The 11,487-nt window shown below is 68.6% G+C and carries 8 protein-coding genes and 1 pseudogene; 3 read left to right on the top strand and 6 right to left on the bottom strand.

Annotated elements, in window-relative coordinates:
• Positions 1-297: 297 nt before the first annotated feature.
• The gene (locus AC3IYI_RS31900) at positions 298-1,230 is read right to left on the bottom strand and encodes a YhjD/YihY/BrkB family envelope integrity protein (protein ID WP_489406932.1); all 933 of its coding nucleotides are present in this window, start codon (positions 1,228-1,230) and stop codon (positions 298-300) included.
• Positions 1,231-2,216: 986 nt separating this feature from the next.
• The gene (locus tag AC3IYI_RS31905) at positions 2,217-3,437 is read right to left on the bottom strand and encodes a hypothetical protein (RefSeq protein ID WP_489406933.1); all 1,221 of its coding nucleotides are present in this window, start codon (positions 3,435-3,437) and stop codon (positions 2,217-2,219) included.
• A 376-nt stretch (positions 3,438-3,813) separates the two neighbouring features.
• On the opposite strand from AC3IYI_RS31905, the gene AC3IYI_RS31910 reads away from it, so the two are divergent.
• Positions 3,814-4,545, top strand: coding sequence for a hypothetical protein (locus AC3IYI_RS31910; protein ID WP_489406934.1), 732 nt, complete (start codon positions 3,814-3,816; stop codon positions 4,543-4,545).
• Here AC3IYI_RS31910 and AC3IYI_RS31915 read toward each other — a convergent pair.
• Positions 4,538-5,449 carry a formylglycine-generating enzyme family protein gene (locus AC3IYI_RS31915; protein WP_489406935.1) on the bottom strand — a complete coding sequence of 304 codons (912 nt, stop codon included), beginning with the start codon at positions 5,447-5,449 and terminating at the stop codon, positions 4,538-4,540. The two genes, AC3IYI_RS31910 and AC3IYI_RS31915, sit on opposite strands and share 8 nt — an antisense overlap.
• An 82-nt stretch (positions 5,450-5,531) precedes the next feature.
• Positions 5,532-7,031: an arylsulfatase gene (locus AC3IYI_RS31920; protein ID WP_489406936.1), complete on the bottom strand. Its 1,500-nt coding sequence runs from the start codon at positions 7,029-7,031 to the stop codon at positions 5,532-5,534.
• Positions 7,032-7,162: 131 nt separating this feature from the next.
• Here AC3IYI_RS31920 and AC3IYI_RS31925 point away from each other — a divergent pair, with 131 nt between their 5' ends.
• Positions 7,163-7,495 carry a hypothetical protein gene (locus AC3IYI_RS31925; RefSeq protein WP_489406937.1) on the top strand — a complete coding sequence of 111 codons (333 nt, stop codon included), beginning with the start codon at positions 7,163-7,165 and terminating at the stop codon, positions 7,493-7,495.
• Here AC3IYI_RS31925 and AC3IYI_RS31930 read toward each other — a convergent pair.
• Positions 7,407-7,691 (bottom strand): annotated as a pseudogene (locus AC3IYI_RS31930) (GNAT family N-acetyltransferase); the annotation flags it as partial. The gene AC3IYI_RS31925 and the pseudogene AC3IYI_RS31930 sit on opposite strands and share 89 nt — an antisense overlap.
• 1,172 nt (positions 7,692-8,863) lie before the next feature.
• On the opposite strand from AC3IYI_RS31930, the gene AC3IYI_RS31935 reads away from it, so the two are divergent.
• Positions 8,864-11,092 (top strand): ATP-binding protein, encoded by a 2,229-nt coding sequence (locus tag AC3IYI_RS31935; protein ID WP_489406938.1) that lies wholly within the window; start codon positions 8,864-8,866, stop codon positions 11,090-11,092.
• Here the strand turns inward: AC3IYI_RS31935 and AC3IYI_RS31940 are convergent.
• Positions 11,079-11,435: a nuclear transport factor 2 family protein gene (locus AC3IYI_RS31940; protein ID WP_489406939.1), complete on the bottom strand. Its 357-nt coding sequence runs from the start codon at positions 11,433-11,435 to the stop codon at positions 11,079-11,081. The genes AC3IYI_RS31935 and AC3IYI_RS31940 overlap by 14 nt on opposite strands.
• Positions 11,436-11,487 lie beyond the last annotated feature (52 nt).

Below are 11,487 nucleotides of genomic sequence, written 5' to 3' on the forward strand. Positions count from 1 at the left end.
CCCGGAAAGGGAATGAGCGTGATGGCCAGGCCGATGAGGATCAGGTCGAGTGTCATGTGTGTGCGCTCTCTTCACCGATGCGCGACGCCCTGTGCGTTCGGCCGGATCCTGCTGCGGCTGTCGGCTGATCGCACCAGGCGTCGACGCGTCCGCTGGACCCAGTCAGCCACGCATACGCGGGACGAGCCAAAGACGGGCGCCCGTTGGGGGCGATCCCGTGAACCCAGCCCGCCCTGCCCGGCAACCAGCCGGCCTGCCCCAGGGACGCTGGGTTACGAACGGCCTTCTTGCCCGGCTTCATTCGTCCAGCCGTGCGGGCGGGCTCCCCAGGAGGTGGGCCAGGTGCGTTTCCTGCGCGAGAACGGCACCCACGGTGATGCTGACAGCGACCGCCGCGCAGACCACGATCAGCCACGACAGAAAGGTGAAGACCAGGCCCAGCGAACCGTATTCGGCCTGGGTTCGGTTGAGCGCCGCCGGCATGTAGAACTGGGCCCCGAGGGACAGTGCGGCGACCGCGAACGCCGTGAGCACGGCACCGGGCAGCAGCGGAGGCCAGCGGACGGCGCCTCCCAGCAGCAGGTGCTGGCTCCACCACCACAAGGCCGTCTGGCACAGCAACGTGAGGGGAACACCCAACCACAGCCCGATACCGAAACCGTCACGCAGCGGAGCCTGCACCACCAGGACAGCCAGCCATACGACGATCCAGACGAACCAACGCCACGGGGCGACCTTCATTCCCCCTTTGGGAATCGCCCACGCACGCCTGCACAACCGCTGCATCGCACGGCTCACCGCCGTGGCGGAAAGCACCACAATCAAGGACCCGACGACGCCGGTGGCCTCCTGCAAGGACTCGGTGCCGGACTGGTACACCTGCTTCAGTTGGTCGTTCGCGGCACCCTCGAGCCCAAAGACGGCGCGCACCGAACTGAGGAGCTGGTCCTGCACGCCCTGTGGTGCGAAGGAGCCGACCACGAAGAGGAGCGGGATCGCGGTCAGGAAACACTGGGCCGCCAGCCTGGTGGCGGCGTCCAGGATGTTCACCGAAAGCATCCGAGCGGTCAGATGCGTGATCACGGGAAAGCGGACTTCGGCACCGCGCTGCAGCCGCCGCGCGGTCACCGTCACGTCATGGGACTTTGCGCGCCACCAAGACGGCCGAAGGGCAATACTCCGACCGGAATCGTCTGTCGCGTGGTCTTGCGCCGCGACGTCCTTGTCCACCGAGTCCGTCCTGTCCACGCGACGGTTTCCGGGCTCCCTATCCGCCATCAGGAAGGGCGCGGCGTGCCGGTGCCCCGAGGTGTGCCTCTCACGCTCATCGGAGTTCCTCCAGAAGTCGACATGCAGCTCCTTGACTCATCCAGGGTGCGGGACGGTGCCCTGGTCAGCACCTTGGGATCTCGCCGGGCCGGAGTCGCGCCGCTAGACCGTCCGGCGGCATCCCGCGGCCCGAGCGCGTCGCTGCCCGCAGGCGGGGGAGGGCTGGGGCACGGTGAGGGCCATGAGCGTCGCGGCACAGACCGGTACGGCCTCCTCGACCCGCGGCACGGGCCCTATTCGGGGCGGAACGTTCCTGAGGGGCCTCCCCGCTCCCGTTGGCCTTGCCTCCCTACTGCACGACCCGAGGATCCACTGATGAGTCGTCCAGTGCTCCCGTCCTGGCGTGACGGAGAGACCCGCACGGCCTTGCTGCGTTTCGTCGAGGAGGTGACGACCGCGGGGGAGCACTTCCTGGAGCCTTCCGATCGGGTCGCCGTCTTCGACAACGACGGCACGCTGTGGCCGGAGAGGCCGATGCCCGTACAGCTGCACTACCTCACCGAGCGGTGGCGGCAGATGGCGCAGGCCGATTCCGCCTTGGCGGACCGTGAACCGTACGCTTCCGTGCTGGCGGGCGATCCGGCGTGGATCGCCTCGGTGGTCGCGGACCACTACGCAGGGGACGACACCCGGTTGCCCGTCCTCGCCGAGGCGGTGATCGCCACGCAGCGGGGCCTGGACACCGACGCGGTGGCCACGATGATGCGGGAATTCTTCCGTACCACTCAGCATCCGGTCCTGCGGCGTCCCTATCCGGCATGCGCGTACCAGCCGATGCTGGAACTTCTGGCCTACCTGAGGGACAGGGAATTCGCCACCGTGATCCTCTCCGGCGGGGAAACGGCGGGTCAAAGAGCACGGGACAAGGTCCCCAAGGGCTCCTCCGCCTACAGCCGGGCTCCGGAACCCGCATCCTCAGCCGGCTCCCCCTTCCCGGACGCGGCACCGTCCGAAACGAGGAACTCGACGACGGCCAGCGCCGCGAGCGCACCGACGGCCAGCCAGAGGGTGACCATGCCGGTCGGGTGGTCCCATACCGCGAAGACCACGGCGGCCAGTACGACCACGCCCCAGTTCAGCCAGGTCTTGCGGCGGTGGACCCAGCCACCGACCGGTCCGGTCGACAGGCCCGCCGCTCCCCGCACGGCGCCGATCCCGGAGCGCCACATCCGCCGCGTCCTGACGGCCCGCCCGCCGGGGCCGCTGAGCCAGGCGCCCACGGCCACGATCACGCCCAGCGTGACGACCGTACGGACACTGGTGCGCTGGAAGCGGACGAGCGCGTCGTAGACCGAGCCGGCCGCCGCGGGACTGACCGACGCGGGAAGGGCGTCCAGGTAGAACGTGCGGAAAACGTGCAGCCCGATGCCCAGGAGGCCGACGGCGAACGCTACGGCCAGCGCGGCGGTGATCAGGGCTCGGCGTCGGCGTGCTGCGAGCAGTACGCCGACGGCGGCGAGGACGACCGCGATGACCGGCAGCCATGCGCCCATGAGTTGCAGGAGCCGGAAGCCGGTCTTGGCCCTGCCGATCTGGTCGGAGGTCATGACCGTGAAGTCGGTGTGCACCTCGGGGATCTTCGAGGCGACCGTCAGGCCGCTGTCGACGAGCCGTTGTTTGACCTGCTCCACGACGGGGGCGAGATCGATCGTGACCGTGTCACCCTTCAGCTCGACCGCGCCGCCTCCGCTGCCGGTCAGCGCCTTGTCCACGGTCTGGTGGGCCCGGCGGTTGAGTTCCGTCCAGAGTGTGGCGAAGGCGTCGCTCGCCACGAACTTCGACGTCACCGATTCGACCAGCCCTCGTAGTCCGCTCGTCAGGGGGCCGTCGAGCCTGCCGAGCAGGGCTTCGAGCCGGGGGCGGTCATCGGGGGCCACCTGCTCCAGCAGGAGCGGCACGTCCACGTGCTCCATGACCGTGTTGGCGACCCGATTCGTCACGCCTGCCTGTACGTCCGGATCAGAGGCCAGGGGCTGGACGGTGGCCACGTAGCGGTCGGTGTCCCCGACGATGTCGCTCGTCCAGATGGCGACCACGCTGAGCGGAGCCAGGATCGCCGCGACCGTGAGCAGCACCACGGCGAGGAACGACCGCGCGCGGTGCTTCACGGGTTCGGGTCTTTGGGCTTCCAGCGTGCCCACGCGGCGACGCAGTTCGGACAGCTCGACTCTCTCGCCCTCGGACAGCGGACCGTTCCCGGCATCATCGGCCTGACTCGTGACGCGTCCTCGCCTCTCCCCGCTCTTCGGATCCAGGGACTCAGCTAAATCCACCGTCGTGGACACCGCCATTCGGCGTCGGCCTGGCACGGGCCCGTAGCCGCTCCGGCGGATGCGGGCCCCCGGCCGCCATGCGAGGATCCGAAACGGAACATCCCCGCATCCGGGAAGGCGAGGTGGACATGTCCTCCCCCCCAGCCGTCCGATGCGGATGGCATTGCCCTCGCCGGGCTGGACGAGGCCGTACGAGGACGCCCTGCGCGAAGTGCTGGCCACGGGGAATCCGAGGCGAGACGTCCTCGTGCGGGGCCGGCCCCCGTCCGATCCCGACCGGGCGCACGTCTTCTCGACCTCCACCTTCCGGCTGACGGGCGACGACGTGCTGCGCGGTGCGGATCCCGACCTGTCGGTGCGAACGGCGGCGCCGGTCCTGCGCTGCGCCGCAACGGGTGGCTCGGACGGGGCCGACCACCTTCCGGGCGTCGGCTCCGTACTGTTGCCCGGTCTCTTCGGCGAGCACCTTCCGGGCGAGCCGACGGTGCTGCGCACCGCCCCGGAGGGCGCCCCGTCGTCGGAGGTCTCCCAACGGCACCGTTCGGAAGGCAACGGCGCCGGTTCGTGGTGCGACACCATCGCGCTGTCCTCCGCGCGCGTGGCCCTGGTGGCGGGGCGGGTGGAGCAGTCCGGAGCGAACGCGGTGGCCACGATGAGCCAGTTGCGGACGGCCGTGCACCCGCTGGCCGCGCTGGATCTGGAGCCGCACGAACTGCTGGCCCGACTGCATGTGACCGAACCTCACGGACAGCTGGGGCGTCCGCTACACGGCGGAGGGCAAATCGGTCTGGGCGAGCATCCGCCTCCCGGGGCAGTGATCCGTCCCGGGAGGCGGTTGACGCGACTCGGTCTCAGGTTCAGCCTCGGCCTTGGTCTCAGGTTCAGCCTCGGCCTCGGCCTCAGGTTCGGCCTCGGCCTCAGGTTCGGCCTCGGCCTCAGGTGAGGTCGGCCGCGCAGCGGAATCCGATGTGGCTCATGCCGGTGTCCACGGGCTGGGGCCTGCGGGCGGCGGGCCGGTACCGGCGGCAGTACTCGTCGGCGCAGAGCCAGGATCCGCCCTTGACGACCTTGCGCGGCACCGGCCTGCCGGGCTGGGAGGCGTCGACACTGCCCTGTTCCGTACCGGCCCGGGGCTCGCTCGGGCCACAGCACGACGGAGCCGTGGCTCCCTCGGGTGCGGCGTACCAGTCAGCCGTCCACTCCCACACGTTGCCCGCCATGTCGTGGAGGCCGTGGCCGTTGGCGGGGTAGCTCCCGACCTGGGCGGGCCCGTAGACGCCTCCGGGGCGGGTGCTGCGCCAGGGGAAGTCGCCCTGCCACCAGTGCGCGAGCCGTCGCCCCTCAGGGAGGGGTTCGTCTCCCCAGGTGTAGTCCGCACCGTCCAGTCCACCGCGCGCCGCGTACTCCCATTCGGCCTCGGTGGGCAGCCGCTGCCCGCGCCAGGCGGCGTACGCCTCGGCGTCCTCGTACGCGACATGAACGACCGGCAGTTGCTTGCGGCCCCGCAGTCCGCTGCCGGGCCCTTCCGGCCGCCGCCAGCTCGCACCCGGGGTCCACGCCCACCACTGGCTGAGGTCGTGCAGGTCGACCGGCCCGCGCGTCGGCCGGAACACCAGCGAGCCCGCGGCCAGCTTCGCGGCCGGCACTCCGGGGTGGTCGGCGGCGCGCAGGGGGCGCTCCGCCACGGTGACGTAATCCGTGGCGGCGACGAACTCCGCGAACTGCGTGTTGGTCACCTGGAACCGGTCGATGGCCAACGCGCCGACGCTCACCTCGCGGGCGGGTGCCTCCTCCGGGTAGTGCCGGTCGGAGCCCATGCGGAAGCGGCCGCCGGTGAGGGCCGTCATCCCCGGGGGGATGACGGAGGCGCGGTTTCCCGGACCTTCCGGTCCGGGAAACCGCGCCTCCGCACGTGGGACGGTGGAAGCCTCAGGCACTGGTGACGCCCGCGGTCAGGTTGGCGAAGACCTGGTCGATGCTGAAGCTCGCCGCCTTCTGCCGGGGCGGGAACTCCTTGAAGGTCTCCAGGAACTCTCCGACGACCCGCTGCGCGGGCACCATCAGGAAAACGTGGCTGATCAGCCAGTCGAAGTACGTGTTCGAGGTGGCGTCGGCCCTTTCGAAGGGGTCCGTTCGCAGGTTGAAGAGCTTGGGGACGCGCAGGACGGTGAACGGCTCGGCCCAGACCTGCAACGTGCCCGGGGCGCGCTGCTCCATGAACACCAGCTTCCAGTTGTCGTAGCGCAGCGCGGTCAGCTCACCGTCGTCGGAGAAGTAGAAGAAGCTGTTGCGCGGGCCGCTCTCCTCCTGCCCGGTCAGGTAGGGAAGCAGGTTGTACCCGTCGAGGTGGACCTTGTACTCGCGTCCGTCCAGCGTGCAGCCGGCCTTCAGCTTCTCCACGATCTTCGGCTCGCCGGCCGCCGCGGCGAAGGTGGGCAGCCAGTCGAGTCCGGAGACGATCTCGTTGGAGACCGTGCCCGCCTTGATCTTCCCGGGCCAGCGGACCAGGGCGGGGACCCTGAAGGCTCCCTCCCAGTTGGTGTTCTTCTCGCTGCGGAACGGGCTGGTGGCCGCGTCGGGCCAGGTGTTGGCGTGCGGGCCGTTGTCCGTCCCGTAGACCACGATCGTGTTGTCCGCGATACCGAGCTCGTCGAGCAGGTCGAGCATCGAGCCCATCACCCGGTCGTGGTCGATCATCGCGTCGTGGTACTCGGACTGCCAGCGCCCGGCCTGTCCCAGGATCTCTTCCTTGACGTGCGTGCGGAAGTGCATGTGCGTGGTGTTGAACCAGAGGAAGAACGGCTTGTCCGCGCCGTGCTGGCGCCGGATGAAGTCCTGTGCCGCGTCCGCGAACTCGTCGTCGCAGGTCTTCATGCGCTCGCGGGTCAGCGGCCCGGTGTTCTCGATCCGCTGGCCACCCTTGCCATCGGCCCAGCTGTGCAGCACGCCGCGCGGCCCGTATCGCTCCCGGAAGTCGGGGAACTCCTCCGGGGTCGGGTAGTCGCGCTCCTCGGGCTCCTCCTCGGCGTTGAGGTGGTACAGGTTCCCGAAGAACTCGTCGAAGCCGTGCATGGTCGGCAGGTGCTCGTCACGGTCGCCCAGGTGGTTCTTGCCGAACTGCCCGGTGGCGTAGCCGGACGACTTCAGCACCCGGGCGAGCGTCGGGTCCTCGGGGCGCATGCCCATAGCGGCCCCGGGCATGCCCACCTTGGACAGCCCGGTCCGGAAGGGGCTCTGCCCGGTGATGAAGGAGGAGCGGCCCGCCGTGCAGGACTGCTCCGCGTAGTAGTCGGTGAACCGCATGCCCTCGTCGGCGATCCGGTCGATGTTCGGCGTCCGGTAGCCCATCAGTCCGTCGCTGTAGCAGCTCAGGTTGGTGATGCCGATGTCATCGCCCCACAGCACCAGGACATTCGGTTGCTCGCCCACGGATTCCTCCTCGCTCGCCAACAGCTACCTGGAGCGAACGTACGGCGCGACCGGCCCGGCAGCCCGGCAGGCTACGGCAAACGGGTGAGGTCTCGGCGGGCAGCCTGTCCCTATTGGTGTCCCTGCCCACGATGCTCGTCGCGTTCGCCCGCTACAGCCGGGACGGCAGCTTCGCCGTCCTCGGCGCCAACCTCCGCTTCGCCGCGCTCATGGCAGGCGGCTCGATCACTGGGGCAGTCCTTGGCGGACTCCTCCTCGGCGTGATTCCCGACCTGGTCCTCATCCCGGCACTCGCGGTCATCCTGCTGATCTCCGCGGCCAAGGTCGCGCGACACCGCCGCCGCGCCAGATCCTGGGCGGCGACCGGGCGATCAGTCAGTCGACCTTGGGGCTGCGGAGCTCCAGCAAGGCGACGTCGCGCCATGGGCCGCGGTGGCGGCCGATGCGCGCGCGGGTGCCGATGATGCGGAATCCGGCCCGTTGGTGCAGGGCCAGGCTCGCGGTGTTCTCGGGGAAGATCCCGCACTGGATCGTCCAGATGCCCGCCGCCCCGGCCGAGGCGATCAGCTCGTCGAGCAGGGCGTGGGCGACGCCGCGGCCCCGGGCGCCGGGGTGGACGTGGACGGAGTGCTCGACCGCGCCCGCGTACGCGCACCGGTCCGGCGGCCCCACCTCTTCGCGACCCTGGCCGGACTCTCCGTAGGGGCAGCGTGTCCGGCCCTGCCGGCGTCGAGAGAAGTCCGTACCCGACCGTTGTCAGGTCGGTTCCGAGCAGGAAACCTGAAGCCCCATTGGATCAGCCCGGCCGCGATCATCCATGCGACCGGACCTAGGGCCTGTCGTCAAACTCCTGTCTGCCTCGCGACGTCTGGCACGCACTCTCGCCGCACCGGGCGAAAGCCCACGTACGTCCAGTACGCGGGCTTCCGCCCGGCACGCCGAGAGCACGCACCAGACGCCGCGAGGCCGCCCTTCGGGCGACGACAGGAGTTTGACGACAGGCCCTAGGGCTCGGTGGCAGGCGCGGGCGCTGAACGGTAGCCGCGTCAGCTGCTCGTACGCGACGCATTGCCGGCCTGCTGACGGGGTGCGGACTCCGCCGGCCGCGGGAGGGTAGTCCCACTGTCGTGCAGCGCTTGCGAGTCCTCCTCGCGAGAGGGATTGCAGTGCGAAAACCGTTCGCAGAGGAGGGCGGCTTCTTCCGGTTGGCGGACCGTTTTGCAGTGATGGGATCGAAGTGCAGTGAGGCGGGGGCGTATTGCGCAAGGTGCTATTCAGCCTTTGGGTGGCTTGTTGGCTGGTTTTGGGGAGGTCGGATGAGGGGGGCGGCGGGTGTTTCTGAACACATCGGACAGGCTTGTCTACTTTGATTGCAATCGAGCTGGGTAAAATCTTGGCATGGTGCCGAGCGTTGGGGTTGCGGCCCCATTGATTCTCGGTTGCATGCCGGGAAGTTGTATGCTTCACTTATATTGAAGTTTCTCTGTTGATGCGGTGGGGGTGGATCGATATCGATACTCGGCGGCCATTTCTCGTTGCGTGCCTGAGTGCCTGTCCGTCCGTGTGTCCGCGACCGAGATTCCCGGCCGGGCCCCCTGTTTCGGCATGCTGTGCGGGGCTATTTGCGGCCTGTCGCCTGCCGTTCTCCAGATAGGCGCATCGGCCGTCTCGGAGCAGTTGTTCCTGGTAGTGGCTCTGCTCGCGGATCGTGGATCATCCGATCGTGCCGGATGCGTAGATTTCATTAAATCCCCTGTCGTTGCCGCGTGGATTCGCGGGCGGGGTGCTTATTGATCATGCATAAACGGGGGAGGGTCATGATGCAATTTCGCTTGCTCGGACCGCTGGAAGTGGTTCGTGATGGTGAACGGGCGGTTCTTGGTGGAGTAAAGCAGCGTGCACTGCTGGGGCGACTCCTACTCGAGCCGAATCAGGTTGTCGCGACCAGTCGGTTGCTGGATTCTTTGTGGCCGGATGGTGAGCCGCCCATTACGGCCCGGAAGATTCTTCAGAATTCGGTCTGGTCGCTCAGGTCGGTGCTGCGGTCGCTGCGCGGGCGTGAGTTGTCGCCGGCGCTGATCACGCGTTCCCCCGGATACATGCTGCACATCGACGAGGAAATGGTCGACGTACACGCCTTCTCCCACCGGCTGGAGCGAGGGCGCAAGATGATGGCCGACGGGCTCCCGGCCGAGGCCGCCGTGATCCTGCGGGACGCGCTGGACCTGTGGCGCGGAGACCTGCTGGCCGATCTCGTGGAAGCCGGGATCGTCTGGCCGGAGTCGAGCATCGTCGAGAACTCTCGCATCGACGCCCAGGAGCTGTATTTCGAGGCCAAGCTGGATTGCGGCCGTCACCGCGAAGTGATCAGCGGGATCGAGACGCTGGTGGAGGCCGAGCCGCTGCGGGAACGGGCCCGCGGACTGCTCATGCTGGCCCTATACCGTGCCGGCCGGCAGAGCGAAGCGCTGACCGTCTACCAGCGCACGCATTCCGAACTCGTGGACCGGCTCGGTCTGGAGCCCGGGCCGTGGCTGCGAGACCTGCAGCGGCGGATCCTGTCGCACGACCCGACGCTCAACGAGTTCTCCCAAGTCGAGCCGGGGGCCCAGGAGGCCGGCTGGACCGGCCGGCCGGCCGACGTGAGTGCGCGGCCCGCTCCGGAGGCGCCTCCCGCTGGCGACGGACCCGTGCCCGGCCTGCTGAACACGACGAGCCGGCCGCAGGCTTCGGCCGCGTCCCCGGAGCGGTCGCACCGGCGCGAGGTGACGGTCATGATCGTCCGAGCGAATGTCGGAGCTGGGGCGGGAACACCGCACCCCGTGTGTGTAGACGATCTCCTCGACGGGATACACACCCTGGTCAGGGCCGGGGTGGAGTGCTGCGGGGGAGAGGTGGTCGCATCCGTGGGCTCCGCGACGATCGCCCTCTTCGACCTCGACGATCCGCGGGAGGGCGCCGCGCGCGCGGCGCAGCTCGCCCTGCTGCTGCGGGACAGCCTCGACGCGTCGGACGAGAGTCGGCACGGCATCACGATCAGGGCCATAGTGGCGACCGGCGACCTCCAGCGGCACTCCGACCCGGCGCCCCGCCGCAACCGGGTCTCGGCCAACGGCACACTGCTGGACCAGTGCTGGGAGATCTTCCCGCAGGTGCCGGACGGCGTGATCTGGGTGTCCGACCGCACCAGGGCGCTGACCCTCGACCAGGCGTGCTACCTGGCCATGGGCGTCGAGGAGCTGCCCTACTGGATCGCCGAATCGCGTTCGGTGGAGTATCCGGTCGACACCAAACCGTTCATGGACCGGGATCACGAGATGGAGATCCTGCAGCGGACCTTCCAGCGGGTGGAACAGCGGAGCCTTCCCCACCTCGTGACCATCCTCGGCGACCACGGGACGGGGAAGAGTCGGCTCCTGATGGAGTTCTGCCGGCTGCTCGAGGAGGAGGCCCGCCCCGCTCCCTTCGTAGTGAAGTACCGGGTGAGCAGGTCGGTGAGCATCGACCCGGCATCGGTCGTCGCTCAACTGCGGTCGCTGTTCCGCGAGACCGGTCCGACGGACCCGGTCGGCGCCGCCGATCCGAACGGCCCGGAGCCGGCGGGCCGTGTGCAAGAGGCGGTGCACCTCGTGCACGAACTCGCCCGCAAGCACCCGGTCGTCATCGCGGCCGACGATCTGCACCTCGCCGACGAAGCCACGCTCGAATTCTTCGAAGGGCTCGTATCGGGAAGTCAGTCCGGGATGCTGCTCATCGTGGCCTGCGCGAACGAGGATTTCCACCGCAGGTTCCCCCAGTGGGGACAGGGCCAGCTGAACAGCACCCGGATCCTGCTCGAAACCCTGTCGGTCGATGCAGTCGCCCGGCTCTTCGAGAATCTGATCGCGACCATCGGGGACTGCATCGCCGAATCGACCTGGGAGACCTTCCACCGGATCTTCGGCGACCCGGATTCCGTATCGGTGAAAAGGGCGAGCCTGCTCAGGGCATTGCCACTGATTGTCGGGACGAACTCCTTTCCCGGTGACCATGTGCCCCAAGAGCGGGTCAGTAGTCTGTGAAGAATCCGGTCAGCCGGTTGATCCGGCCGTCCTCGAAGGAGGCGACGTCGAATCCGCTCACCACCGGCGCGCCGCCGGCGGGGCCGGCCTGCCATGCGAAGTGGACCACGTCGTGATGGGTCAGTACCGGACCCAGGGTGAAGGGCATCCCGGTGAAGTTCCGCTGTGCCACGGCGACGTAATCGCTGATGGCCGCGGCGCCCTGGGCGACGATGTTCGGATCCGTGTATATCGCGTTCGGGGTGAAGACTTCCTCGATCAGGGTCTGCCGAAGTCGGTCGTCGGATTCATTCCAGATCGCGATGTATTGCCCGACCAGCCTGCCGACGCCATTCTTGTCCATAGATCAATACCCTATCAGTGAATTCGCCTGAATATTCGGTCTATTGGGTGAT

Source organism: Streptomyces sp. GL_148 (assembly GCF_057834205.1).

Coding starts and splice junctions, on each gene's coding strand:
- AC3IYI_RS31940 (WP_489406939.1), bottom strand. CDS start 11,435: ATGGACAAGAATGGCGTCGGCAGGCTGGTCGGGCAATACATCGCGATC.
- AC3IYI_RS31915 (WP_489406935.1), bottom strand. CDS start 5,449: ATGACGGCCCTCACCGGCGGCCGCTTCCGCATGGGCTCCGACCGGCAC.
- AC3IYI_RS31925 (WP_489406937.1), top strand. CDS start 7,163: ATGCTCGTCGCGTTCGCCCGCTACAGCCGGGACGGCAGCTTCGCCGTC.